The sequence below is a fragment of the Streptosporangium sp. NPDC050148 genome (assembly GCF_055586505.1).
Window position 1 is genome coordinate 13,514 of sequence record NZ_JBVJIA010000012.1, and the last position, 25,062, is coordinate 38,575.

Annotated in this window: 19 protein-coding genes and 1 pseudogene; 10 read left to right on the forward strand and 10 right to left on the reverse strand. The window is 72.5% G+C overall.

Annotated features, from left to right (window positions below; translation table 11 throughout):
- Positions 1–72 precede the first annotated feature (72 nt).
- The 7 genes from ACZ6RT_RS15575 to ACZ6RT_RS15605 form a co-directional block, all read right to left on the reverse strand.
- Positions 73–573, reverse strand: a complete 501-nt coding sequence (locus ACZ6RT_RS15575; protein WP_470154093.1) for an NUDIX domain-containing protein — start codon at positions 571–573, stop codon at positions 73–75.
- Between the two features lie 205 nt (positions 574–778).
- Positions 779–2,161: an SRPBCC family protein gene (locus ACZ6RT_RS15580; protein ID WP_470154095.1), complete on the reverse strand. Its 1,383-nt coding sequence runs from the start codon at positions 2,159–2,161 to the stop codon at positions 779–781.
- 294 nt (positions 2,162–2,455) lie between these two features.
- Positions 2,456–3,340: an FAD binding domain-containing protein gene (locus tag ACZ6RT_RS15585; protein ID WP_470154097.1), complete on the reverse strand. Its 885-nt coding sequence runs from the start codon at positions 3,338–3,340 to the stop codon at positions 2,456–2,458.
- On the reverse strand, positions 3,337–5,856 hold the full coding sequence (locus ACZ6RT_RS15590) for a xanthine dehydrogenase family protein molybdopterin-binding subunit (RefSeq protein WP_470154099.1): 2,520 nt from the start codon (positions 5,854–5,856) through the stop codon (positions 3,337–3,339). The genes ACZ6RT_RS15585 and ACZ6RT_RS15590 overlap by 4 nt, the downstream gene beginning before the upstream one ends.
- On the reverse strand, positions 5,853–6,401 hold the full coding sequence (locus ACZ6RT_RS15595; RefSeq protein ID WP_470154100.1) for a (2Fe-2S)-binding protein: 549 nt from the start codon (positions 6,399–6,401) through the stop codon (positions 5,853–5,855). Before ACZ6RT_RS15595 ends, ACZ6RT_RS15590 begins: the two co-directional genes overlap by 4 nt.
- A gap of 176 nt (positions 6,402–6,577) precedes the next feature.
- On the reverse strand, positions 6,578–6,802 hold the full coding sequence (locus ACZ6RT_RS15600) for a hypothetical protein (protein WP_399185827.1): 225 nt from the start codon (positions 6,800–6,802) through the stop codon (positions 6,578–6,580).
- Positions 6,792–8,519, reverse strand: a complete 1,728-nt coding sequence (locus tag ACZ6RT_RS15605; protein ID WP_470154102.1) for a PspC domain-containing protein — start codon at positions 8,517–8,519, stop codon at positions 6,792–6,794. Before ACZ6RT_RS15605 ends, ACZ6RT_RS15600 begins: the two co-directional genes overlap by 11 nt.
- 141 nt (positions 8,520–8,660) lie before the next feature.
- On the opposite strand from ACZ6RT_RS15605, the gene ACZ6RT_RS15610 reads away from it, so the two are divergent.
- From ACZ6RT_RS15610 to ACZ6RT_RS15630, 5 genes and pseudogenes are all read left to right on the forward strand, one after another.
- Positions 8,661–9,875: an ATP-binding protein gene (locus ACZ6RT_RS15610; protein WP_344889770.1), complete on the forward strand. Its 1,215-nt coding sequence runs from the start codon at positions 8,661–8,663 to the stop codon at positions 9,873–9,875.
- Between the two features lie 37 nt (positions 9,876–9,912).
- The gene (locus ACZ6RT_RS15615; protein ID WP_344889767.1) at positions 9,913–10,551 is read left to right on the forward strand and encodes a response regulator transcription factor; all 639 of its coding nucleotides are present in this window, start codon (positions 9,913–9,915) and stop codon (positions 10,549–10,551) included.
- Between the two features lie 176 nt (positions 10,552–10,727).
- The gene (locus tag ACZ6RT_RS15620; RefSeq protein ID WP_470154104.1) at positions 10,728–12,197 is read left to right on the forward strand and encodes a glutamate-cysteine ligase family protein; all 1,470 of its coding nucleotides are present in this window, start codon (positions 10,728–10,730) and stop codon (positions 12,195–12,197) included.
- A gap of 97 nt (positions 12,198–12,294) precedes the next feature.
- Positions 12,295–13,002, forward strand: a pseudogene (locus ACZ6RT_RS15625) (neutral zinc metallopeptidase); the annotation flags it as partial.
- 406 nt (positions 13,003–13,408) lie between these two features.
- Complete coding sequence (locus ACZ6RT_RS15630) at positions 13,409–14,314, forward strand: CPBP family intramembrane glutamic endopeptidase (RefSeq protein ID WP_470154106.1); 906 nt, start codon at positions 13,409–13,411, stop codon at positions 14,312–14,314.
- A 97-nt stretch (positions 14,315–14,411) separates the two neighbouring features.
- Here ACZ6RT_RS15630 and ACZ6RT_RS15635 read toward each other — a convergent pair whose 3' ends face one another.
- Entirely contained in the window at positions 14,412–15,131 is a 720-nt protein-coding gene (locus tag ACZ6RT_RS15635; protein WP_399186091.1) for a PIG-L deacetylase family protein, read from the reverse strand.
- Positions 15,132–15,250: 119 nt separating this feature from the next.
- Here ACZ6RT_RS15635 and pcrA point away from each other — a divergent pair, with 119 nt between their 5' ends.
- A complete protein-coding gene (gene pcrA, locus ACZ6RT_RS15640) occupies positions 15,251–17,509 on the forward strand; it encodes a DNA helicase PcrA (protein ID WP_470154108.1) in 2,259 nt (752 codons plus the stop codon).
- Positions 17,510–17,699: 190 nt separating this feature from the next.
- Here pcrA and ACZ6RT_RS15645 read toward each other — a convergent pair whose 3' ends face one another.
- Positions 17,700–18,641 (reverse strand): hypothetical protein, encoded by a 942-nt coding sequence (locus ACZ6RT_RS15645; RefSeq protein ID WP_470154109.1) that lies wholly within the window; start codon positions 18,639–18,641, stop codon positions 17,700–17,702.
- Between the two features lie 167 nt (positions 18,642–18,808).
- Positions 18,809–19,681: a hypothetical protein gene (locus tag ACZ6RT_RS15650; protein ID WP_470154111.1), complete on the reverse strand. Its 873-nt coding sequence runs from the start codon at positions 19,679–19,681 to the stop codon at positions 18,809–18,811.
- Between the two features lie 446 nt (positions 19,682–20,127).
- On the opposite strand from ACZ6RT_RS15650, the gene ACZ6RT_RS15655 reads away from it, so the two are divergent.
- The 4 genes from ACZ6RT_RS15655 to ACZ6RT_RS15670 all read left to right on the forward strand — a co-directional run bounded on the left by ACZ6RT_RS15655 (position 20,128) and on the right by ACZ6RT_RS15670 (position 24,973).
- A complete protein-coding gene (locus tag ACZ6RT_RS15655) occupies positions 20,128–20,535 on the forward strand; it encodes a cobalamin B12-binding domain-containing protein (protein WP_344889743.1) in 408 nt (135 codons plus the stop codon).
- A gap of 356 nt (positions 20,536–20,891) precedes the next feature.
- A complete protein-coding gene (gene sucC / locus ACZ6RT_RS15660; RefSeq protein WP_399185835.1) occupies positions 20,892–22,073 on the forward strand; it encodes an ADP-forming succinate--CoA ligase subunit beta in 1,182 nt (393 codons plus the stop codon).
- Positions 22,073–22,948: a succinate--CoA ligase subunit alpha gene (sucD, locus tag ACZ6RT_RS15665; protein ID WP_399185836.1), complete on the forward strand. Its 876-nt coding sequence runs from the start codon at positions 22,073–22,075 to the stop codon at positions 22,946–22,948. The genes sucC and sucD overlap by 1 nt, the downstream gene beginning before the upstream one ends.
- A 363-nt stretch (positions 22,949–23,311) precedes the next feature.
- Positions 23,312–24,973 (forward strand): cell division protein PerM, encoded by a 1,662-nt coding sequence (locus ACZ6RT_RS15670; RefSeq protein WP_399185837.1) that lies wholly within the window; start codon positions 23,312–23,314, stop codon positions 24,971–24,973.
- The last annotated feature ends 89 nt before the right edge of the window (positions 24,974–25,062 follow it).

Consider the following 25,062-nt stretch of genomic DNA (forward strand, 5'->3'; position numbering starts at 1 on the left):
TTGGGCGTTGTGTGAATTTACAAGGGTGAGACGATCGCCCGTTCCCCTTCCCCCGGCCGCGCGGGTCCGGCCTCAGCCGTACGGGCCGTTCCCCGTGAGCGGGACGCCGTCCTGGAGGTACGCGGTCCGTCCCGTACGGCGCGCCGACAGGCAGGCCCGCAGCCGGTGCGCACGCGCCGGGGGCAGGAAGGCGTCCGCGTCCGCCGCGTCCACCATCCGCCACTCGCTGAGCTCCTCCGGCGGCAGCCGGATCGCGGCCCGTCCCCGCTCGTCCAGGACCCCGCCGTCGAAGAGCACCCGGAACCCGCCGGGCCGCCCCGCACCAGGACGCATCCAGTCCGCGCACAACAGCACCGGGGCGGGGAGCGGGAGGGTCAGCCCGAGCTCCTCGACGGCCTCCCTCGTGGCCGCCTCCCACGGCGTCTCCCCGTCCTCGACCGTCCCGCCGGGAAACTCCCACCCCTCCTTGTACGTCGGCCGGACGAGAAGGACCCGGTCGGCCTCGTCCGTGATGAACAACGCGGCCGCCGAGGGATGGCGGGCGAGGCCGCGGAAATAGTCTTCGACGCTCATTGGCCGACCGTAACGGAGGGCGCCGGGAACCCGTGGCGCGCTCCTGCCGCCAACGGGCCTCCCGGGCCCCTGGACGGAGGCCGGGCAGACCTCGGGCGGCTCCGGGCGGGCTTCGGACGGGGCGGCTCCGCTTCGCCGTCCCCGTGTGGGGCGCGAGCCGTGGAAAGCGGAGCGTCGCGCGCCCGGCCGCCGGTTCGGGGACGGCTCAGCGCCGGTTCAGGACTCGGCGGATCAGCCAGGTGACCAGGATGAGGAACGCGAGGGCGGCGACCACCGGGGCGGCACGCTTGAGCAGCGGCAGGCCCGCCACCTCCAGGAGGTTCAGGGCCTCCTCGTCGGGGCTGAGCGAGGTGCGCGAGGTACCGGCGGGGTGGCTCCGGCGTGTGTCGGCCTCCTCGCCGAGGACCACGTCGGGAGGGGTCGGCACCGCGCTGAGGTGCCTTCCGGTCCCACCCGGCCCGGAAGCGGCGGGAGCGGCGGGGACGGCCGCCGGAGGGCTCATCCCCTCCGGGCCGTCCGGGCCGCCCAGCCCGGAGGCGGCGGCACCCGCACCCGCCGTGCCCGCAGCCGTGCCCGCAGCCGTGCCCGCACCGGTCGTGCCCGTCTCGGACGGGTTCTGACCGTCCGTGCCGCCACCACGCGTGCTCGTACCACTCGTACCGGGGCCGTCCACATCACCCGTGCCGGAGCCCGGCGTGCCGGAATCCGCGGTGCCGGTGTCGTCCGGGGCGGGGGGCGTGGCACCCGCGGTTCCTGCGGTGCCCGGGCCGGTGGTGCTCCCCTCGGCGGGAGCCGCGGGGGCGGTGGCGCCCGCGGGGCCGGGGAAGCCCGTGGGCGGGTCCTCCCGACCGGAGGTCTCCGTGGCGAGCGTCTCCGCGGCGGGGGACCCGGGAGCCGGGGCCGTCGCGCCCGCCGGGCCGGGGGCCGCCGTCCTCGCGTCCGCGCCGTCCGAACCCTTGGGGCGCTTCGGGCCCTTGGAGCCCTTCGCACCGCCCGGGGTCGCCGGCGTCTCACCGGACTGCTCGGCGGACTGCTCGCCGGACTGCTCGGCGGGCACCGGTTCCGGTGCCGAGGGGGCGCTCCAGCCGCCCACGCCGCCCGTGTCGGGCGTGGTCTCGGCGGCGGTCTCCACGCCGGGACTCTCGCCCAGCAGCCGGGAGAGGTTGGCCGCGAACCTGTCGATCAGCTTCCCGCCGACCTCGGTCATCACGCCCCGGCCGAACTGGGCGGGGCGGCCGGTCACGGTGAAGGAGGTCTCGACGGTGACGCGGGTGGTGCGGCCCTCGGGGTGCAGCCGGGCGACGACCGTGGCACCGGCGGTGCCCGAACCCCTGGCCTCCTTGCCGGAGGCCTCCAGGGTCATGGAGCGGGCGTCCTCGTCCACCTTCTCGTAGGAGGCGCGTCCCTGGTAGGTGACCGTGATCGGCCCCACCTTCACCTTCAGCTTGCCGGTGAAGGAGTCTCCCTCGACCTTGTCGACGGTGGCGCCGGGCAGGCAGGGCGCGACGCGCTCGACGTCGAGCAGCACCGGCCAGGCCTGCTCGACCGGCACCGGGACCGTGAACTCGTGCTCGAATCGCATCGCCATCGATCCGCTCCTTGTCGATCGGTCGCTGCTGCGACATTACGACTACACGGGGTCGTATTCCAGTACACCGCTGCGGAAGCGGTCGAAGGACCCAACGCAACCCATAGTTGTCTTTATGCCTCTATATCGGACCACAATGGCTCGTAACGGTCCGAGCCGGTCGGTGTCCGTATCTCTGGTACTGCCCATCTGGGCGTGGACGATGCCTCGGCACCCGGTGATCCCGGCCGGATCGGGAGGCCGTCCCCGAGCCGGCTCGGGACCCGATCGCCCCGGTCCCGAGCCGGGCAGGGCTCAGCCGATCGCGCTCCTGACCGCCCGCCGGGTCAGCACCCGGGCCAGATGGCGGCGGTAGTCGGGCCTGGCGTGCAGGTCGGCCGAGGGCGAGGTGCCCTCGTCGGCCCGCGCGCACGCCTCCGCGACCGGGTCGGCCGTGCCGTCGGAGCCGGGGGAGGCGAGATCCACCCCGCGCAGCGCCTCCTCCACGGCCCCGGCCCGTACCGGGACGGAGCCCATGTTGGTCAGCCCGATCCTGGCCTCCTCGACGATCCCGTCACCCCGCCGCACGGCCGCGGCGACGCCGACGATCGCCCACGCCTGGGCGGTCCGGTGGAACTTCTCGTAGTGGAACCCCCACCCCGGGCCCAGGACGGGCACCTTGACGCCGGTCAGCACCTCGCCGGGACCGAGCGCGGTCTCCAGGTAGTCGACGAAGAAGTCGGCCGCGGGGATCTCCCGCTCGCCGTCGCCGGAGCGGGCGACGAGGACGCAGTCGAGCGCCAGCGCCACCGCGGGCAGGTCCCCGGCGGGGTCGGCGTGGGCCAGGGAGCCGCCGAGCGTGCCGCGGTGCCGTACGGCGGGATCGGCGACCGTGGCCGTGGCCAGGGCGAGCAGCGGGGCGCGGTCCCTGATCACGGCGGAGCGCAGCACCTCGTCGTGGGTGGTGAGCGCGCCGACGAACACGTGGTCGCCGCGGTCGTCGATGCCGCGCAGCCCGGGCAGGCGCCCGAGGTCCACCAGCGTGGACGGGTAGGCCAGCCGGAGCCGCAGCAGCGGCAGCAGCGACTGCCCCCCGGCCAGCACCTTGACGTCGTCGCCGGAGTCCGCGGCCTCGCCGAGCACCCGGCAGGCCTCCTCCAGCGACTCGGGCCTGACGTAGTCGAACGACGCGGGGATCATCGGTCGCCTCCCTCGGAGTCCGGTCCGGCCGGACGGGCGGTCCCGGCTTCGGTCGCCGGTTCGGCCCCGGCTTCGGTCCCCGGTCCGGCTTCGGGCCCGGCCGCCGGAGCGCCCGCCTCGGTGACGGCGCGCCAGACGCGCTCGGGGGTGCAGGGCATCCGCACGTCGTTCACCCCGAAGGGGCGCAGCGCGTCGACGACCGCGTTGACGACCGCGGGCGTGGAGGCGATCGTCCCGGCCTCGCCGACGCCCTTGACGCCCAGCGGGTTGGTCGTCGACGGGGTCTCCGTACGGTCGGTGACGAAGGCCGGGAGGTCGGACGCGGACGGGATGAGGTAGTCGGCCATGGTCGCGGTGAGCAGGTTGCCCTCGGCGTCGTGGACGGCCTCCTCGAACAACGCCTGGGCGACGCCCTGGGCGATGCCGCCGTGCACCTGTCCCTCGACGATCAGCGGGTTCACCACCGATCCCACGTCGTCGACGGCCACGTAGGCGCGGATCCGCACCGCGCCCGTCTCGGTGTCCACCTCGGCCGCGCACAGGTGGGTGCCGTGCGGGAAGGAGAAGTTGTCCGGGTCGAAGGTCGCGTCGGCGTCCAGCGCGGGCTCGAACCCCTCGGGCAGGTCGTGCGCGGCGAAGGTCGCCAGCGCCAGCTCCTGGATGGTCTTCCCCACCCCGGTGCCGCGGACCGTGAACGTGCCGTCGGCGAACTCGACGTCGTCGGCGGACGCCTCCAGCATGTGCGCGGCGAGGATCCTGGCCCGCTCCTTGACCTTCTCGCAGGCGGCCAGCACGGCGACGCCGCCCACGACCAGGGAACGGGAGCCGTAGGTGTCCATGCCCTTGTGGGAGACGGCCGTGTCGCCGTGCAGCACCGAGACGTCCTCGAACGGCACGCCCAGCGCGTCGGCGACGATCTGGCTCCACGCGGTCTCGTGCCCCTGCCCGTGCGGCGAGGAGCCGGTGACGACCTCGACCTTGCCGGTGGGGAGCATCCTGACCGAGGCGTGCTCCCAGCCGCCCGCGCCGTAGCTGAGGCTGCCCAGCACCCGGGAGGGGGCCAGCCCGCACATCTCGGTGAACGTGGAGACGCCGATGCCGAGCTGCACCGGATCACGCCGGTCGCGGCGGTCGGCCTGCTCGGCCCTGAGCTTGTCGTACCCGAGCAGGGCCAGGGCCCGCTCGGTCGCGGCCTCGTAGTTGCCCGAGTCGTAGGTGAGCCCGCAGATCGTGGTGTACGGGAACTCCTCGTGGGTGATCCAGTTGCGGCGGCGCAGCTCGACGGGGTCCATGCCCAGCTCGTGGGCGAGCTCCTCCATCGCGCGCTCGATCGCGAACGTCGCCTCAGGCCGCCCCGCACCCCGGTAGGCGTCGGTCGGCACCTTGGTGGTGAAGACGCCGGTGCAGGTGAAGTCGTAGGCGTCCATCTTGTAGATGCCGTTGTACATGAACGCGCCGAGCAGCGGCACGCCCGGCGTGATCAGCATCAGGTAGGCGCCCATGTCGGCCAGCAGGTTCACCTGGACGCCCCGCACCCGCCCGTCCCGGTCGGCGGCGAGGCGGATCCGCTGGAGCTGGTCGCGGCCGTGGTGCGCGGTCAGGTTGCCCTCGGAACGGGACTCGGTCCACTTCACCGGCCTGCCCAGCCGCCGGGTCAGCAGCAGGGCGAGCACCTCCTCGGCGGTGACCTGCAGCTTGGAGCCGAAGCCGCCGCCCACGTCCGGCGCGACCACCCGCAGCTTGTGCTCGGGGATGCCGGTGGTCAGCGCGAGCATGACGCGGAGCACGTGCGGGATCTGGGTGGCCGAGTACAGCGTGAACGAGTCGCCGTCGGTGGTGGCCACCACCGCGCGGGGCTCCATGGCCGTGGGGATGAGCCGCTGCTGCACGTAGGTGCGCTCGATCACCACCGGGGCGTCGCGGAACGCCTCCTCGATGTCACCCCCGGAGAACCTCCAGGTGAACGCCCGGTTTCCGGCGGACGCGCCCTCGTGGACCCTGGGGCTGCCCTCGGTGAGCGCCTCGGTCATGTCGAGCACCGCGTCCAGCGGCTCGTAGTCGATCTCGATCGCCTCCAGGGCGTCGGCCGCCCGGTAGCGGTCGGTGGCGACCACGCAGGCCACCGCCTCGCCGACGTAGCGGACCTCGTCGACCGCCATGGGCGGGTGCTCGGGGATCAGGACGTCCTCGCTGACCGGCCAGGCGCACGGGAGGCTGCCCTGCTCGTCGGCGAGATCCCGGCCGCCGTAGACGGCGACCACGCCCGGCCGGTCGCGCGCGGCCGAGGTGTCCACCCGGGTGATCCTGGCGTGGGCCATCGGGCTGCGCAGGAAGGCCACGTACATCATGCCGGGGAGCTGGATGTTGTCGGTCCAGGTGGTGCGGCCGGTGACCAGCCGGGCGTCCTCCTTGCGCCTGCGCGCCCGGCCGACCTCGTGGGCGGCGGACGGGGTGCCGAGCGCGTCGCTCTCGGCGATCCTCTCGGCGACCAGGCCCGCGTCGAGCTGCTCGGTCACGGCGTCCGCACCTGCCCTTCGGTCTCCTGCCGGGCCGCCCCGGGCCCCGGCGTGCCGGCCGTCTCCCGCTCCCCGTCCGGCCGCGCCATCTCCCGGGCGCCGCGCCGTACCGCCCGGACGATGTTGGTGTAGCCCGTGCACCGGCACAGGTTGCCCTCCAGGCCCGCGCGGACCGCCTCCTCCGACGGGTTCGGGTCGTCCCTGAGCAGGTCGATCGCGGCCATGATCATGCCGGGGGTGCAGTACCCGCACTGCAGGGCGTGCTCCTCGTGGAAGGCGCGCTGCATGGGGTGCCAGTCGGTGCCCTCCGCCAGGCCCTCGACGGTGACGACGTCGCTCCCGTCGGCCTGTACGGCCAGCACGGAGCAGCTCTTCACGCTCACCCCGTCGAGCAGCACGGTGCAGGCGCCGCAGTTGCTCGTGTCGCAGCCGACGGGCGTACCGGTCCTGCCCAGCCGGTCTCTCAGCAGGTGGACGAGGAGGAGACGCGGTTCGACCTCCTCCTCGTAGCGGACTCCGTCGACGGTGAGGGATGTTCGAGGCATACGTCCTCCCGGTGACCCGGTGGGCATGGAGCTGTGGAAGCCGACAAAAGTGAACGTACGCCCCTGCTGTTGTCGGTCAACCCCTCCGCGCCACGCCACGCCGGTGCCGGGCCCCACGGCCGGTACAGAGCCCGTCGGCCGGCATCGGCCCTACGGCCGGCTCCGGGCCCTCCCGGTCAGCGCCGGATCACCCTGGCCAGGATGGCGACCAGGCCCGCCAGGCCCAGGCCGCCGACCAGGATCGTGAGCATGATCAGCGGTTCGACGGACGGCCGGCTCACGAACACGACCCCGGCCGAGACGAACAGCATGCCGCTGAGCAGCGCCATCCAGTCCGTACGGTGCACGCGCCGGCGCTCGTGGAGCTCGCGGGACCCGGGACGCTCGGGATCATGCGGCACGGCGCACCTCCACGTCCCCGATGCCCGCCTTGATGTTCAGCACGATGGTCGCCACGTCCTCCTCCGGGTCCACCTCCGGCTCCAGGACCCTGCTGTGCCGGATGTCGGCACCGCCCTCCACGGTGTGGTCGATCTTGACGTCGCCGAACCTGGTGTAGCCGTTCACCTCGGCCCTGACCGTCGCGGGCAGGACCACGCTGATCTCCCCGACCGTGACCGACGCGTCCAGGACGGTCCGCGAGCCCGGTGGCAGCACCAGCTCGCTCAGGTCCAGGGTGCCCTCGCCCACGCCCACCTCGTAGCCGCGGGCCACCTCCGACAGGGCGACGGGCTCCCAGCGGTAGTTGCCGAACTTCTTGGGCATGCCGGCGAGCAGGGACCCGCCGACCAGGGCGATCGACAGCACGGTGCCGATCACGACCAGCCCCGCTCCCCGGCCGACCCAGGCGGCGACCAGCAGGCCGGCGCCGATGACGGCGAGCGCGGCGCCTCCGGCGACGGTCATGTCGACCGATCCCGAGGTGGACTGGATCGCCACGGTGATCCCTCCAACGATCATGGCCAGGATGATGGTGACGACCCCCACGAACGACCTCGGCCGGCGGGGCCTGGGCGGTGCCTGGACCGCCTGGCCGTACCCGGACAGGTCGTAGGGGTCGTGCGGCTGTGCCCGCCTGCGGGGGTCGAGGGGCTGGTAGGGCCCGTACGGCGAGAAGGGCTCGCCCGAGGAGTCGAACGACGAGCCCGCGGTGCGGTACGGGGCCGACGCGGCGCGGAAGGGGGCCGAGGGGAACCCCCCGGACGGGCCGGCGGGACCCGGACCCGGGGCGTACCCGCCCGGGGAGCCGGGGCCAGGCGGCTCCGAGGCCGGCTCACCACCCGGCCCGGCGACGGCGCGGGCCGGGGGGTGAGCGGCGTTCCCGGAGGCGTGCGCCGGACCGGGAGCGTGGGCGGAGCCTGGGGCGTCCGCGGGGCCGGGGGCGTTCACGGTCGAGGTGACGGACTCCGCTGCATGGGCGGAGGTGAACGCGGAGGTCCGCGCGGCGTTCCCGGGGGAGGTCCCGGTGTCCCGGAGGTCCCCGCCGCCCCCGGCGTCCCTGGCGTTCCCGGGCACGGGAGGTCCCGCGTGCCCGTCGGCCCAGGCGGCGCGGGCGGCGTGGTCGTGCTCCCCGACCGGCCGGGGGCCGTCGGAGGCTCCCGGCCAGGAGTCGCCGGGACGCGTCCTCCCGCGGCGGCGCAGCCGGTCGGGCAGCGACCGGGCCACGGCCAGCAGGTCGACCCCCCGGGCGTGGGCGGCGAGCAGGGCGATGGCGAAGACGGTGCCGACCACGATCGTCCCGGTGCCGACGCCGTCCGAGGAGATGTTGATCACCAGGCCGAGGACGAAGACGCCGGTCAGCAGGGTCAGGACCGTCTCGCCGTCGAAGTCGCGCCGGGTCCACTGCTCCAGGTGGCCGGGGCCGCCGTCGGTCTCGCGCATCAGCAGGAAGGCCGCGATGTAGAGGATGATGCCGATCCCCGAGCCGAGGACCAGCACCGCGAAGCCGACGCGGAACAGCACCGGGTCGATACCGGCGTACCGCCCCAGGCCGGCGCAGACGCCGGTGAGCATGCGCCCCTGATCGCTGCGCCCCAGGTTCCGCTCCCCCTCGGGGAGGGCGGACGCGGAGCCGGGCACGCCGATCCTGTGCTCCTGGGCCCGGCCGGTGTCTTTCATGCTCTCATCGTGGCCTTTCCGGCTCCCCGCCGCATCCGGGAGACCCCTGAGTGACCCCGGAGAGCAGGCCCTTCCCTCAGGGTCGCTTCAGGGGAACGCCTGATGCGGTGGCACGCTGGTTCGTGTGACGATGCTGACGATATGGCTGACCGACAGACACTTCTCGACACGGCGCCCGTGACGTCCAAGGACGCGCCCCTTCCCCGCCTCGTGAGGCCGGTGCAGGGGCGGCTGGTGGCCGGGGTGGCCCAGGGGGCCGCCGCCCAGCTCCGGCTCGACCCGGTCGTGCTGCGGCTGGCCTTCGTGCTGCTCACCGTGGTGGACGGCTTCGGTGCCGTGGCCTACGCCGCCCTGTGGATGTTCACCTCGCGCGAACCCCACGAGGGCAGGGAGCCCGCCAGGGACTGGAGCCAGATCGCCGCATACGGCGCGATCGGGCTGGCGCTCGTCGCGCTGAGCTGGCTCACCGGGACCTCGGGGGCCGGGCTCGGCGCCTGGCCGCTCGCCGTGGGCGGCATCGGCTCGCTGATCCTGTGGCAGCAGGCCGACCCCGACCGGCGGCAGCGCTGGATGAGCCACACGGTGGGGCAGGTCCGCCAGAACCGGGTCCGCACCTTCCTCGGGCTGGTGCTCGTGGTGGTCGGCGCGATCGGCTTCCTGGTGGCCAACGACGAGCTCGGCAAGGCGCGTCCCGGCATCGTGTTCACGCTGGTGGTGGTGGGCGGCGTCGCGCTGATCGCGACCCCCTGGCTGGCCGCCCTGTGGAAGGAGCTGCAGCGCGAGCGCCGCGAGCGCATCCGCCAGGAGGAGCGCGCCGAGGTCGCCGCGCACGTGCACGACTCGGTGCTGCACACGCTGACGCTGATCCAGCGCAGGGCCCAGGACCCCCGCGAGGTGATGCGGCTGGCCCGCGCCCAGGAGCGGGAGCTGCGCAACTGGCTGTACCAGCCCCAGCAGGACGCCGACGCCTCGGTGGCGGCGGCCGTGCGGCGGGTCGCGGCCGAGGAGGAGGACGCCCACGGGGTGCCGATCGAGGTCGTCTGCGTCGGCGACGGCCCGCTGACCCCCGAGCTGTCCGCGATGATGCAGGCCGCCAGGCAGGCCATGGTGAACGCCGCCAAGTACTCCGGGGCCGAGGTCGTCTCCGTCTACGCCGAGACGGAGCCGGACGAGGTCACCGTCTTCGTCAGGGACCGCGGGGCCGGGTTCGACATGGACGAGGTACCCGAGGATCGTATGGGTATCCGCCAGTCGATCATCGGCAGGATGGAACGCCACGGGGGCAGCGCCCGGGTGCGTACCGAACCCGGCGAGGGTACGGAAGTGATGCTGACCATGAAACTGGAGAAGGCGTGAACGAGCGGCGAGTCATGACACGGCTGCGGGGGACGCGATGAGCACGGTGAAGGTACTGATCGTCGACGACCACCGGCTGTTCCGCTCCGGCGTCCGCGCCGAGCTGGGCGACTCCATCGAGGTGATCGGCGAGGCCGAGGACGTGGAGTCCGCGGTCAAGGCGATCGCCGAGCTCGGCCCGGACGTGGTCCTGCTCGACGTGCACATGCCCGGGGGCGGCGGGCAGGAGGTGCTGCGCAAGGTCCTGGGCTCCGGCTCCACGGTCCGTTTCCTCGCCCTGTCGGTCTCCGACGCGGCCGAGGACGTCATCGGCGTGATCCGCGGCGGCGCCCGGGGGTACGTGACCAAGAACATCAGCGGGCGCGAGCTCACCGACGCCATCCGCCGGGTGGCCGAGGGGGACGCGGTCTTCTCGCCCAGGCTGGCCGGGTTCGTGCTGGACGCGTTCTCCTCCAGCGAGGCCCCGCCGATCGACCCCGAGCTCGACTCGCTGACCCAGCGCGAGCGCGAGGTGCTGCGCCTGATCGCCAGGGGGTACGCCTACAAGGAGATCGCCAAGGAGCTCTTCATCTCGGTCAAGACCGTGGAGACCCACGTCTCGTCCGTGCTGCGCAAGCTCCAGCTCTCCAACCGCCACGAGCTGTCCCGCTGGGCCACGGCACGGCGCCTGGTCTGACCCGGGCCGGATGCCAGGGAGGACCGCGGGGGCCGTCCCGGCCGACCCCGCGCCCTCCGGGGACGCGGCTCCGGCTTCGGCTCCGAAGGGACCGCCCGGAGCCGTACCGGATTCTTGTCCTCGAATCGGTCGCGATCTCCTGTACGAGCAGTGACTTATGTGCGACTCTGCGAAGTATGGGACGTGATGTACCAGCGATGGTGTTCAGCCGCGAGGATAGGCGGCGCTACCGGGACAAGGTGCGCCGGTGCCTCGACGTCTTCGCGCAGATGCTCCGCGAGTCCAGGTTCGAGTTCGACGAGCCCAAGGCGGGGCTGGAGATCGAGCTCAACCTGGTGGACGACCGCGGCGAGGCCGCCATGCGCAACACCGAGGTGCTCCGGGCCATCGCGGAGCCCGACTGGGCCACCGAGCTGGGCCAGTTCAACGTGGAGATCAACGTGCTGCCCGAGTCCCTGGAGGGCGACGGGGCGGCCCGGCTGGAACAGGTGATCAGGGATCGCCTCAACCACGCCGAGGAGCGGGCCAACACCGTCGGCGGGCACATGGTCATGGTCGGCATCCTGCCCACCCTGCGCGAGGGGGACGTCCACGAGGGCACGCTCTCGGCCAACCCCCGCTACAAGCTGCTCAACGAGCAGATCTTCGCCGCCAGGGGCGAGGACCTGCACCTGTCGATCGAGGGCGACGAGTTCCTGGAGACCTACGCCGACAGCATCACCCCCGAGGCGGCCTGCACGAGCCTCCAGCTGCACCTCCAGGTCAGCCCCGAGGCGTTCGCCGCCAACTGGAACGCCGCCCAGGCCATCGCGGGACCCCAGGTGGCGATGGCGGCCAACTCCCCGTTCCTGTTCGGCCGCAGGCTCTGGCAGGAGACCCGCATCCCGCTGTTCGAGCAGGCCACCGACACCCGGCCGGTGGAGCTGAAGGCCCAGGGCGTACGGCCCAGGGTGTGGTTCGGCGAGCGGTGGATCACCTCGGTCTTCGACCTGTTCGAGGAGAACGCCCGCTACTTCCCGGCGCTGCTGCCGCTCTGCGACGAGGAGGACCCGCGCGAGGAGCTGTCCCGGGGGAACATCCCCGCGCTCGGCGAGCTGACCCTGCACAACGGCACCGTCTACCGGTGGAACCGGCCGGTCTACGCGGTCGTGGACGGCACCCCGCACCTGCGGGTGGAGAACCGGGTGCTGCCGGCCGGCCCCTCGGTGGCGGACGTCGCCGCCAACGCCGCGTTCTACTACGGGCTCATGCGCGTCCTGCCGTACGCCGAACGCCCGATCTGGACGCGCATGTCGTTCGCCGCGGCCGAGGACAACCTGCACGCCGCCGCCCGGCACGGCCTGGACGCCCGGCTCTACTGGCCCGGCCTCGGCGAGGTGGCCGCCTCCGAGCTGATCCTGCGCCGCCTGCTGCCGCTCGCCTACGAGGGGCTCGACCTGTGGGGCGTGAACCCCGAGGCCAGGGACCGGCTGCTGGGGATCGTCGAGCAGCGCTGCCTGACCGGCACGACCGGGGCGAGCTGGCAGATCGCGGCCGTGGACGCGCTCGGCGACATCGACAGGCACGAGGCGCTGCGCCGGATGACGCTGCACTACATCGAGAACATGCACACCAACGAGCCCGTCCACACCTGGCCGTTCCCCTGAGACGTCGTGCCCCTGAGACCCGTACCTCTGAGACGCGCCGTGCCCTCGGAGCGCCGCGCGGGCGGGGGTCCCCTTCACGCGGGGAGACGGCTTCGGTCACGATGGGGGTATGAGAAGAGCGCTCCTCCTTGTTCTGGTGCTCGTGACGGCGGCCCTCACCGCCTGCGGGGTCGTGGTCGGGGGCGGGAGCGGGCAGGGTGATCCGGTCGAGGGCGACGGGGGCGCCGGGAGCAGGGCCACGGCCGAGGCGCGAGGCCAGACGTTCGCCTCGGACGTCGAGCTGGCCAGGGAGCTCACCGAGGCCTACTGGAAGCAGACGTTCGCCGCGTCCGGCCTGACCTACCGGCCGGTCACCGACTTCATCGCCTACCAGGGGGACAACGGCCCCGCCTGCGGCGACCAGCAGGCCGTGCCGAACAACGCCTTCTACTGCCCGGCCGGGCACTTCATCGCCTACGACGAGAACTGGATGCGCGAGCTCTACCGTCAGATGGGCGACGGCTCGGTGTACGTGATCATCCCGCACGAGTTCGGGCACGCCGTGCAGATCCAGCTGAACACCGCCTTCCGGCTGAACGTCGAGCGGGAGCTGCAGGCCGACTGCTTCGCCGGTGGGACGCTGGGGGCTCTGGTCAAGGGCGGTTCGCTGCAGACCGAGCCCGGGGACGAGGACGAGCTCCTGGTCAACCTGGCCGCCGCGGGCGACCCCACCGACGACTGGCTGCGCCCGGACGCCCACGGCACGGCCCAGCAGCGCCAGACGATGTTCGCCAAGGGCTACGACCAGGGGACGTCGGCCTGCTGAACCCCTTCGGCCCGGCCCCCGGGGACTCGGGGACGGCCTGCCGCACGCGGATGCCGGGGACCGCGCTTCCTCGGGACCGGTGCCGGGCCACCGCGGTCCGGCCGTCGATCACGTAGCCTCGAGTCGGATTCGAGGGACCCGGGGTACGGGCGGGGCGGAGGGCGCCCTTCCGGGCCGCGCGGCTCCCGGCGCGCCCCGGCACGCGGGACGCGGGACGTCCGAGGGGGGCGTGACCATGGAACACAGGCCGGCACGGAACGGATCATGGCGGGCCGGATCGTGGCGGGCCGGTGCGGAGCGGACCGGATCGTGGCGGACCGGTGCGGAGCGGGCCGATGCCGGGTCGGCCGATCCGGCACGGACCGCCGGGGAGCGGACCGATGCGGAGCGGGCCGGATCCCGGTCCGTGGCCCCGGCGCGGGGTTCCTCCGGGCTCGCCGTCCAGGCCGGGGCGGTGGCCGTGCTGGTGGCGGCCAACGTGCTCAACAACCGGGTGGCCCCCAGGCTGGCACCGCTGACCTCGGCCACGGCCGTCGGCGCGCTGCTCGTGATGGCTCGCCGTTCCGGGATCTCCTGGGCCGAGCTGGGGTTCCACGAGCGGGCGCGCGGCCTGAGGATCGGCGGGGCGCTCGCCTCCGCGGTGGCCGGCTCCTACGCCGTGGGCATCGCGATCCCGGCCACCCGCCGTTTCTTCCGCGACGAGCGGGCCCTGTCGCTCTCCCGCGCCCGCGCGCTGGAGGAGGCCCTGCTCCAGGTGCCGATCGGCACGGTCCTGCTGGAGGAGGTGGGCTTCCGCGGGGTGATGCACGCCCTCGTCGCCCGCTCCCACGGCCACGGTACGGCGACCGCGGTCTCCTCGGCCCTGTTCGGCCTCTGGCACGTCCTGCCCGCCATCGACATGATGGCCGCCAACCCCGCTCTGAGCGGCCTGGCCTCCGGCGCCCCTGACGAGGCCGCCGCGTCCGGGCCTCTCTCCGGGGCCGTTCCTGGGCCCGTCTCCGAAGTCGTTTCTGGGCCCGTCTCCGGGCCGGGGCCCGCGCCGGTCCCGGTGGGGGCGGCTCCCGGGAGCGCGACGGCACCCGTCTTGCCGGGGGCGGTCCCCGCCGGGACCGGCGCCGGGCAGGCGTCCGTCCGGCAGGTGGTGCGCGTCGTGGCCGGTTCGGTGGTCGCGACCGGGCTCGCCGGGGTGCTCTTCACCGAGCTGCGCAGGCGGGGCGGTCTGGCCGCGCCCGCGATGCTCCACGTGGCGACCAACTCCCTGGGCTACCTCTTCGCCCGCCTGGCCCCGCCGGAGGCGGACCCCGCCTCATGAAGCGGGCTCCTGCCGCGACGCGGCTCCCCTCCGCACAGGAGGGGGCCCGCCCCGCGCGGGAGGATCAGGCGATCGAGAACGCGCTGAAAGGAAAAGGTCAGGCGGTGGAGACGCGCTGGAAGGACTCGATGTAGCGGCCCTCGCCGAACCCCGCCTCGACGGCGATCCGGGAGAAGTGGCCCCGCAGGGACGCCTCGAAGTCGCTCTGGTGGCCGACCTGGCTGACGTGCGAGCGCAGCGCGGCGAGCTTGCGGTCGAAGGTGTCGGTGACGTCCACGTGGTGGTCGGGCGTCGGGCCGCCGTTCAGCCAGACCTCGCGGACGGTCCACGCCTGGAGCCCCTCGTCGCGCAGCAACTCGGGGAAGGCGTAGGGGTTGCGCGCGTCGGGGTAGACGGCGTCCAGCGTGCAGCCGCCGACCGCGCGGTGGTCGGGATGGCTGGGGGCGATGAACCGGTGGTTGCGCTCCGGGCTGTGGGTGATCACCAGGTCCGGCCTGACCTGGCGGATGACCCGGGTGATGTCGCGCCGCAGGTCCAGGCTCTGCACCACGGTCCCGTCGCGGTAGCCGAGGAAGCGGAGATCGGTCACGCCGACCACCTTGGCGGCGTCCGTCTGCTCGGTACGGCGCAGCTCGGCCATGCCGCCGTTGTCCAGCTCGCGGTCGAAACCGCCCGCGTCACCGTCGGTGACCACGCAGTACGTCACCTCGACGCCCCGGTCGGTGAACTGCGCGATCGCGCCCGCGGCGGCGAAGTCGACGTCGTCCGGGTGCGCGGTGACCACCAGCACGCGGTCGATCTGGTCCTCGGACACGATGGGAACGCCTTTCCGTCGCTTTCGCGTACCACTCGATCAGCACAACCGCCGGGGAGTCCGTCCGCATTCCTTGCGGTCGGCGGACCCGGTTGTCGGCCGGTCGCTCTAACCTAGGTGGCGTGTCGATCCCAGCCTCTTCCCTGACCCACCCGTTGCTCGACGGGCTCAACCCCCAGCAGCGCGAGGCCGTCGTGCACCACGGCAGCCCCCTGCTCATCGTCGCGGGCGCGGGGTCGGGCAAGACCCGGGTGCTGACCCACCGCATCGCCTACCTGCTGGGCGAGCGCGGCGTGCACCCGCAGGAGATCCTGGCGATCACCTTCACCAACAAGGCCGCGCGGGAGATGAAGGACCGGGTCGACCGGCTCATCGGCCCGCGCTCGGCGGCGATGTGGGTGATGACCTTCCACAGCGCCTGCGTGCGGATCCTGCGCCGCGAGGCCAAGCGCCTGGGCTTCCCCAGCGGCTTCTCCATCTACGACCAGGCCGACTCCCAGCGCCTGATGGCGATGGTCTGCCGGGAGATGGACCTCGACCCCAAGCGCTACCCGCCCAGGTCGTTCTCCGCCCAGGTCAGCAACTTCAAGAACGAGCTGATCGACTACGAGACGGCGTCCGAGCAGGCGTCCACCCACCTGGAGCGCAAGCTCGCCGAGGCGTACCGGAACTACCAGCAGCGGCTCACCGAGGCCGGGGCGATGGACTTCGACGACCTCATCATGCTGACCGTGACGCTGTTCCAGATCTTCCCCGACGTGGCCGAGCACTACCGGCGCCGCTGGCGTCACATCATGGTCGACGAGTACCAGGACACCAACCACGCGCAGTACACGCTGATCCGGGAGCTCACCGGCCGGGCCGAGCCGCTCACCGCGGATGGGGAGCCGGTCAGGGAGGGCGGCGGCCTTCCCCCGGCCGAGCTGTGCGTGGTGGGGGACGCCGACCAGTCGATCTACGCCTTCCGGGGCGCGACGATCCGCAACATCCTGGAGTTCGAGCGCGACTACCCCGAGGCCAGGACGATCCTGCTGGAGCAGAACTACCGCTCCACCCAGACGATCCTGTCCGCGGCCAACGCGGTGATCTCGCGCAACCAGAGCCGCAAGCCCAAGAACCTCTGGTCCGACCAGGGTGCCGGGCCGAAGATCATCGGGTACGTTGCCGACAACGAGCACGACGAGGCCATGTTCGTCGCCCAGGAGGTCGACCGGCTCACCGACGAGGAGGACGTGGTGCCGGGCCAGGTCGCGGTGTTCTACCGGACCAACGCCGCCTCCCGGGTGTTCGAGGAGATCTTCATCCGGACCGGCCTGCCGTACAAGGTCGTGGGCGGGGTGCGCTTCTACGAGCGCAAGGAGGTCCGTGACCTGCTGGCCTACCTGCGGTTCCTGTCCAACCCGAACGACGTGGTCTCGCTGCGCCGCATCCTCAACGTGCCCAAGCGCGGCATCGGCGAGCGTGCCGAGGCGATGGTCGAGGCGTTCGCGACCAGGGAGCGCATCCCCTACTGGGAGGGGCTGCGCCGGGCGGACGAGGCGCCGGGCATGGCCACCCGCTCGCTCAAGGCGATCAAGGACTTCGTCGCGCTGATGGACGAGCTCATGGTGAAGGCCGACGCCCTGTCGCCCTCGGAGCTGGCCCAGGAGGTGCTGGTGAGCACCGGTTACCGCCTGGAGCTCGCCGCCTCCACCGACCCGCAGGACGAGAGCCGCCTGGAGAACCTGGACGAGATGATCTCGGTCGCCTCGGAGTTCGAGGAGGCCAACCCCGAGGGCACGCTGGTGGAGTTCCTGGAGCAGGTCTCCCTGGTGGCCGACGCCGACCAGATCCCGGCGGCCGACGGGGGCCAGGGGGTGGTGACGCTGATGACGCTGCACACCGCCAAGGGCCTGGAGTTCCCGGTGGTGTTCCTCACCGGCATGGAGGACGGCGTCTTCCCGCACACCCGCTCGCTCGGCGAGCCCAAGGAACTGGAGGAGGAGCGCCGCCTGGCCTACGTCGGCATCACCCGGGCCGAGCGGCGCCTCTACCTCTCCCGGGCGGCCGTCCGCAGCTCCTGGGGCTCGCCCGCGTTCAACCCGGCCTCCCGGTTCGTCTCGGAGATCCCGGCCGAGCTGGTCGACTGGCGCAGCGACCCGGAGAAGAACGCCTGGGGCGCCGCCACCCGCCGCGAGTCCCGCCCCGCCCCGGCCCGCAGGCCCGGCGGCAGGACGATCCCGAACCTCACCCCGGGGGACCGGGTCACCCACGACGCGTTCGGCCTGGGCACGGTCGTGTCCGTGGACGGCGTCGCCGAGAAGACCAAGGTCAAGATCGACTTCGGTGGTGGCGGGGAGAAGACCCTGCTGCTGGCGTACGCGCCGCTGGAGAAGCTCTGAGTCCTGCCGTGAGCGGGGCCGGGAAGGGGCCATCCGGGTCGCCCCGGGACGTCCGAGAAGCGGGTCGCTCCGGGGACGTCCGAGAAGCGGATCACAGCGGGGACGTCCGAGAAGCGGGTCCCGTCGCCGGGCGTCCGGGGAGCGGCCGGTGCCGCTCCCCGGAGGCGTGGCGCGGGCCGGACCGGCCCGGTCAGTTCTCGAAGAACCCCCGGACCGGGTCCTGGGCCCCCCGGGCCTCGTCGGCGCCGACGGTGAGCTCGTCGAAGTCGGCCACCTGGTCGGCGGGCGGCGCCTTGATCGTGACCTTGGTGCCCCATCCGGTGTAGCGGGTGTCGTTGACGTAGGTCAGCTCGGTGCTGTTCAGGCCCCTGGTCGACTCCGTGTACGACGACACGACCCGGCGGACCAGCAGGTCGGAGCCGAGGTAGATCTTCCAGCTCACCGGGAGCGTGGCGGACCTGCCGGTGGGCTTCGTGCCGAGCATCGCGCGCACCGCGGGGGAGACCCTGAAGAGCTCGCCCAGCGTGATCGTGCCCGAGTGGACCGTGGTCCGGGTGCCGTCCCAGGTGCCTCCCGGACGCCTGGCGGCGGTGCGGGCCAGGGTCGCCCGCAGCGTGCCCGGCTCGACGGTGCTGATGATCTGCTGAACGGCGCTGACCAGGGAACCCGTGTCGCCGGGCGTGCGCAGCCACTTCTTGCCCTCGGGCATCGAGTCGGCGTAGATGCCGCCCGAGGTGTACGCGGTGCCCTTCACCGAGATGGTCCGCGAGGGGGCGAACACGCCCGCGAGCCCGTCCTCGCCCTTGCTGGGAACGGTGAACCGGGTGGTCAGGTCCGAGGCGACCAGGCCCTTCCCGCCGAACTCCAGCACGCCGGACCGCCGGGTGAAGATCGTCCGGTACTTCTTCCCCTCACCGATGATCTTCGTGTTCTCGGCGAGCCTCACGCCCCGGTGGGCCTTGAACCGGCGGGTGAGCGCCGAGACCGGGTCGGCCGCCGAGGCCGACCGACCGGCCTCCGGGGTCAGGGCGGCCGGTCCGCTCGCGGCTTCGGCCGGAGCGGGCAGGGCGGGCAGCGGGGCGATCAGGGCTGCCAGGGTCGCGCCGGTCAGGGCGGCGAGCGTTCGCCTCATCGAGGGGGTCCTCCCGTAGGTGTCCGCGCGTCGTCGCGGAGGAGGAAAAGATTCTTGCCTATACGGCGAAACAACGGATCAAGAATCGGTGAAGGCGCCGGGCCGGACGCCCGGACGCCCGGACGGCCCCGTCCCCGGCAGGTGGCACCTGCCGGGGGCGAGGGAGCTCACTTGCCGCTGAGCAGGGGGATGGCCTCGACGGCCTCGAAGCCCGCCTGGGCGTCCTTGACGGTGGCGATCTGGTCGGCCGGCGGAGCGGTGATCGCGACCGGGGCACCCCAGTTGGTGTAGGCGGTGTGGACCGCCGCTCCGCTTCCGACCGACGTGGTCAGCCTGGCGGGGAGCCCGCGGCCGTCCAGGAACAGCTTCCAGTTGAGCTTCATCTTGATCAGACGGTCGGACGGCTTCTTCTCCGCCAACGCCCGGAACCACGGTGAGATCTTGTAGAGCTCACCGTAGGTGATCTTCCCCGCGTAGGCGGAGGTCTGCTTCACCGTGGCGTGCGCGAGCAGGGCCTTGAGGGTGGCGGGCTCGGCCGCGTTGACGGGCTGGCCCATCGAGCCGGTCACGCCGTGCGTGTCCTCGGGATACTGCAGCCAGGGCTTGTCCGTCGGCATGAACCGGCTGAACGCCCCGCCTGAGATGTAGGCCTTGTTCCCGATCCGGACGACCCGCTCGGGCTCGGCCAGCCCGGCCATCAGCTTGTTGAACCGCTTGCTCTCCGGGCTGTCTTCCTCGTCGTTCGACTCAAGGCCGAGCCCGAGGTCGCCCTCCTTGATGCGCAGCGTGGTGGTGTGGTCGGACGCGATCACCCCGGAGGCGCCGAACTGCAATTCACCGACGCGCTTGCCGAGGACCTCGGTCTTTTGCTGCCGACGAATCTTGATGGTGTCGGTGTAGGTGACACCGCGTCCGTTCTTGAACTGGCTCTTCAGCGCGGTGACCGGATCGGCGACCTGCGCGTGCGCGGTCGATGCCAGCGCCGGGACGCCCAGCACGGCCGTTGCGGCGCACGCCAGCCCGGCGATGTATCGCTTCAAGGGAAGTCCTCCTGATGGTGCCCCGCGCCCTGACGGCGAAGGGTCTGCACACTCTCGCAGTGCTAGATCACGAAAAGATAGCGCATGCGGACGTTCGTCTTGAATTAATCGTGCATATTCCGTGCAGAACGCCTCCTCGTGTTCCGGGATTCCGTCCGGAGGGCCGGGATGGGCATTCTTGTTTCCACGCGATCACGGAACGTTGTTTTCCCGTTTTTCGAACGTGATGGGAGCCCGGCTTTCTTTCGCCGTTCCGTGGAATTCACGGCGCGTTCGCCGTACCGGGAAAGCGGTGGGATTCCGGAGGTGGCGACGCCGGGCCGTGGCGCGCGCCGGGGAAGGGCCCGGAGGGAGAATCGAACCGGTCGCTGGACGGTACCGGGACGGGGCCGGTTACGCTGCCGACAGCTCCCATGTTGCGGGGGAGCGCAGACAAGGAGGTCTGTATGGATGCCGTGCCGAGGATCCGCGTCGTCATCGCCAAGCCGGGGCTGGACGGTCACGACAGGGGAGTGAAGATCGTGGCGCGCGCGCTGCGGGACGCGGGGATGGAGGTCGTCTACACCGGCCTGCACCAGACGCCCGAGCAGGTGGTGCGCACCGCGATCCAGGAGGACGCCGCGGCGATCGGCCTGTCCATCCTGTCCGGCGCGCACATGACGCTCTTCGCCAGGGTGCTGGAGCTGCTGAAGGAGAACGACGCGAGCGACATCGTGGTCTTCGGCGGCGGGATCATCCCCGAGGCCGACATGCCCGCGCTCCAGGAGATGGGCGTCGCGCGCATCTTCACACCGGGCGCCACCACGCAGGAGATCGTCGACTGGGTCCGGAGCGCGATCCCCTCGCCGGTCTGACGACCGGCGCGGACCCGTCCGGGCCGGACGGCGCACGGACCTGCCGGGGTCAGGCGGCGCGTGGACCCGTCGGGGCGTCGCGGACGTCTCCGGCGGATCGGCGCGTGGATCGGCGCGTGGATCGGCCACGCCGTCGCGGACGTCTCCGGCGGACCGGCGCGGGCGGTTTCTCGCGTCCCTCGCACCCCCGCGAGGTCACGAACAACATTCGGCCAGGCGATCATGGACCCGGTTGCCTGGTCATGTCATCAGGCGGGCTAGGCTTCATTGGCGCAAAACCGCCGGGCTCCCCCTTGGATCGTGGAGCCGGCCCGCTCACATCTGTACACCAGCCGGACAAGCAAGGACGGACCCTCGTGGACCTGTTCGAACATCAGGCGAAGGAGCTCTTCGCGGAGTACGGCATCCCGGTGCCGCGCGGCGTCGTCGCGCACACCGTGGAGGAGGCACGGGCGGCAGCCGAGCAGCTGACCGGCCGTGTCGTCGTCAAGGCCCAGGTCAAGACCGGTGGTCGAGGCAAGGCCGGTGGCGTGAAGGTCGCCGACGACGCGGCCGACGCCGAGCGGAAGGCCACCGACATCCTCGGCATGGACATCAAGGGCCACACGGTCCACAAGGTCCTGATCGAGGAGGCCAGCGCGATCGCGGAGGAGTACTACTTCTCCTTCCTGCTCGACCGCGCCAACCGTACGTTCCTCGCCATCTGCTCCGCCGCGGGCGGCATGGACATCGAAGAGGTCGCGCACAGCACGCCCGAGAAGGTGGCGAAGGTCCCGATCTCCCCGCTGGACGGCGTCGACCGGGCCAAGGCCCGTGAGATCGCCCAGGCCGGCGGGCTGCCCGAGGTGGCGCTCGACGGTGCCGCCGAGCTCATCGAGAAGCTCTGGTGCGCCTTCGTCGACGAGGACGCCTCCCTCGTCGAGGTCAACCCGATGATCCTGTCCGCCGACGGCCAGGTGAAGGCCCTCGACGGCAAGGTGACCCTCGACGACAACGCGGCCTTCCGCCAGACGGACCACGAGGCCTTCGAGGACAAGGCGGCCGAGGACCCCCTGGAGGCCGCGGCCAAGGCCAAGGACCTCAACTACGTCAAGCTGGACGGCTCCGTCGGCATCATCGGCAACGGCGCGGGCCTGGTCATGTCGACCCTCGACGTCGTCGCCTACGCCGGCGAGGCGTTCCCCGGCAAGCCCAAGCCCGCCAACTTCCTCGACATCGGCGGCGGCGCCTCGGCCGAGGTGATGGCGGCCGGCCTGGAGATCATTATCTCCGACCCCGCGGTCAAGTCGATCTTCGTCAACGTCTTCGGCGGGATCACCGCCTGCGACGCGGTCGCCAACGGTATCGTCTCCGCCTTCGAGCTGCTGCAGACCCGCGGCGAGAGCGTGAGCCGCCCGCTGGTCGTCCGGCTGGACGGCAACAACGCCGAACTCGGGCGTCAGATTCTCTCCGACGCCAAGCTCTCCGGCGTCGAACTGGTGGACACGATGGACGATGCGGCCAAGCGGGCCGCCGAACTCGCCGCGGTAGGTGCGTAATGGCCATCTGGCTGACCGAGAACAGCAAGATCATCGTCCAGGGCATGACCGGCGGTGAGGGCACCAAGCACACCCGGCGCATGCTCGCCTCGGGTGCCCGCGTCGTCGGCGGGGTCAACGCCCGCAAGGCCGGTACCGTCCACGAGGGCCTGCCCGTCTTCGGCGCCGTCGCCGAGGCCATGAAGGAGACCGGCGCCGACGTGTCGGTCGTCTTCGTGCCCCCGGCGTTCACCAAGGACGCCGTCAAGGAGGCCATCGACGCCGAGATCCCGCTCTGCGTGGTGATCACCGAGGGTGTCCCGATCCACGACACCACCGAGTTCTGGGCCTACGCGGTCGCCAAGGGTGGCAAGACCCGGATCATCGGGCCGAACTGCCCCGGCATCGCCTCGCCCGGCGCCTCCAACGCGGGCATCATCCCGGCCGACATCACCAGCGCGGGCCGTATCGGCCTGGTCTCGAAGTCGGGCACGCTGACCTACCAGCTCATGTACGAGCTGCGCGACATCGGCTTCTCCACCGCGGTCGGCATCGGCGGTGACCCGGTCATCGGCACCACCCACATCGACGCGCTCCAGGCGTTCCAGGACGACCCGGCCACCGACGCGATCGTGATGATCGGCGAGATCGGCGGCGACGCCGAGGAGCGGGCCGCCGCCTACATCGAGCAGCACGTCACCAAGCCGGTCGTCGCCTACGTGGCGGGCTTCACCGCTCCGGAGGGCAAGACCATGGGCCACGCGGGCGCGATCGTGTCCGGCTCGGCCGGCACCGCGCAGGCCAAGAAGGACGCCCTGGAGAAGGTCGGCGTGCGCGTCGGCAAGACCCCGAGCGAGACCGCGCGGCTGATGCGCGAGGTCGTCCAGGCGCTCTAGCCGTACCGGGGCGGGCACCGCGCACCGGGGCGCACGAGAACCGCGCGCCGGAGCGCATGAGAAACGCGCACGAGAAGCGCAAGAGAGACCGCGCGGAAACCGCGCGCGGGGATCGCGTACCACCGAAGGGCGTCCGGCATCTCGCCGGGCGCCCTTCGCCGTCCGGTCCCGACCATGGTCCCGGTCCCGACCATGGCCACGGTCCTGGCCACAGCCCCCGACCATGGTCCCGCTCCCGCTCCCGCTCCCGCTCCCGGTTCCGGCCACGGCCCGGATACCACACGTCCCCGCCGAGGGGCGGTGCGCGACACGCGGGGCGCAGGAGTCCCTTCCACACCGGAGATGCTGAGACCATCGACTACTGTGACGGCCCTTTTCGATCAGCTACGGACGGCTCCCCGCAACGTCCTCAGCCGTATCCCCCTGCCCGGCCTCACCGGTGACGACGACGACGTCCGCCGGCCGCTTCCCGTCTCCGGGATGCTCGCCGCCGCCTGGACGCTCGGCGTGGGACTGGCGGTGCTCACCACGCTCACCCTGGTCGGCTGGATCGCCGCTCCGCGTGGCGCGCTGGGAGTCGGTCTGCCGGCGGTGTTCCGGACCGCGTCCCAGCTCTGGCTGGCCGCCCATCACGCGGGTTTCGCGATCCCGGGCGGCTCGGTGGGACTGCTCCCCCTGGGCCTGACGATCCTGCCCGCCTTCCTGCTGTACCGCGCCGGGATGTGGATGGCCCGCGACGCGGACCTGCGGCTCCGCCTTCCGGCCCGGCTGCCCAAGAACACCCCCAGGGAGGTGTCCAACGCGCGCCGCAGGGCCCAGCTGGTCCTGGTCGCCCAGGCGGGCATCTCGCTGGCGGCGCCGTACGCGCTGCTGGCCGGGCTCATCGCGCTGATCACCAGGAACGAGATCACCCAGCCCTTCCTCGGCGACGTGCTGATCAGCCATCTCGTGCTGGCCTTCATCGCGGGCTCGGTGGCCGTCGCCAGGACGATCGGACCCTGGCGGTCCATGCTGCGCCTGCTGCCCGAGCGGCTGCGCTCGGTCGTGGCCGGCACGTCGGCCGCGTTGACGATCATGCTCGTGGCCGGCGCGATCCTGGTGACCGGGGCCACCGTGGCCAACTTCGGCCAGGTCGGTGAGCTGTCGGGCATCCTGGCCCCGGGATTCGTGGGCGGGCTGCTGCTCCTGCTGATCCAGGGGCTCTACCTGCTCAACGCCGTCATCTGGGCGATGGCCTACATCGCCGGTCCCGGCTTCGCGGTCGGTACCGGCACGCTCGTCGCGCCGACCGGGGTGCAGCTGGGCACGGTGCCGAGCCTGCCGATCCTGGGCGCGCTGCCGGAGGCGGGCCCGACCCCGGCCTGGGTGATGGCGGTGGTCGCGGTGCCGTTCGTGGCCGGTGCCGTGGCGGGCGTGCTGGTCGTGCGGATCTCCCCCTCCTCCTCGTACGAGGGGGCTCCGCTGTGGGGGCTCGCCTGCGGGCTGGGCACCGGGGCCGCGGCGGGCCTGCTGGCGGCGCTCTCGGGCGGTTCGCTCGGTGGCGCGCGGCTCTCCGAGGTGGGCCCGGCGGCCTGGGAGGTGATGCTCTCGGTGACGCTGGAGGTGGGCGTCGCGGCCGGGATCGCGGCCGGGCTGGCCAACTGGTGGCTGCTCTTCCGCGGGCACGGTACGGCCGTCACCAAGGCGGCTGCCAAGGTCGGCACGGCCACCGCGCCGGTCCGCAAGGCCGGCGTCAAGCTCGCGCGGGCCGCCGGGTCGGTGGCAGGCAAGGCCGGTCTCGCCGAGCCCGAGGAGCTGCGCAGGCTTCCCGGTCACTGGCTGGACGCCACCGAGTGCGACACCCAGCCGATCCCGGTCATCCGGGACGACTGGGAGGACGAGCACGCCTCGGCCGCCGCGGAGGACACGCTCGCGACCCGCCGCCCCGACCCGCCGCGCCCGCCCCGGCGCGACATCGTCGACGAGTCCGACGACAAGGGCGGCCACGTCATCTACGTCGACCCCTACGCCTGGGACCGCGACTGAACGACCTCGCGGCCGGAGCCGCCGGACGACCCACCGCCCGCGTCCGTCGTCGGCCGCGGAGGTGGTCGTCCAGGAGGGCCTTCCCGCGG

Excerpts from the sequence above, each read along its gene's own strand:
- sucD (WP_399185836.1), top strand. The coding sequence starts at position 22,073 with ATGGCCATCTGGCTGACCGAGAACAGCAAGATCATCGTCCAGGGCATG.
- ACZ6RT_RS15615 (WP_344889767.1), top strand. The coding sequence starts at position 9,913 with ATGAGCACGGTGAAGGTACTGATCGTCGACGACCACCGGCTGTTCCGC.
- ACZ6RT_RS15595 (WP_470154100.1), bottom strand. The coding sequence starts at position 6,401 with ATGCCTCGAACATCCCTCACCGTCGACGGAGTCCGCTACGAGGAGGAG.
- ACZ6RT_RS15645 (WP_470154109.1), bottom strand. The coding sequence starts at position 18,641 with ATGAGGCGAACGCTCGCCGCCCTGACCGGCGCGACCCTGGCAGCCCTG.
- ACZ6RT_RS15585 (WP_470154097.1), bottom strand. The coding sequence starts at position 3,340 with ATGATCCCCGCGTCGTTCGACTACGTCAGGCCCGAGTCGCTGGAGGAG.
- ACZ6RT_RS15580 (WP_470154095.1), bottom strand. The coding sequence starts at position 2,161 with ATGGCGATGCGATTCGAGCACGAGTTCACGGTCCCGGTGCCGGTCGAG.
- ACZ6RT_RS15605 (WP_470154102.1), bottom strand. The coding sequence starts at position 8,519 with ATGAAAGACACCGGCCGGGCCCAGGAGCACAGGATCGGCGTGCCCGGC.
- ACZ6RT_RS15610 (WP_344889770.1), top strand. The coding sequence starts at position 8,661 with ATGGCTGACCGACAGACACTTCTCGACACGGCGCCCGTGACGTCCAAG.
- ACZ6RT_RS15575 (WP_470154093.1), bottom strand. The coding sequence starts at position 573 with ATGAGCGTCGAAGACTATTTCCGCGGCCTCGCCCGCCATCCCTCGGCG.
- ACZ6RT_RS15620 (WP_470154104.1), top strand. The coding sequence starts at position 10,728 with ATGGGACGTGATGTACCAGCGATGGTGTTCAGCCGCGAGGATAGGCGG.
- ACZ6RT_RS15655 (WP_344889743.1), top strand. The coding sequence starts at position 20,128 with ATGGATGCCGTGCCGAGGATCCGCGTCGTCATCGCCAAGCCGGGGCTG.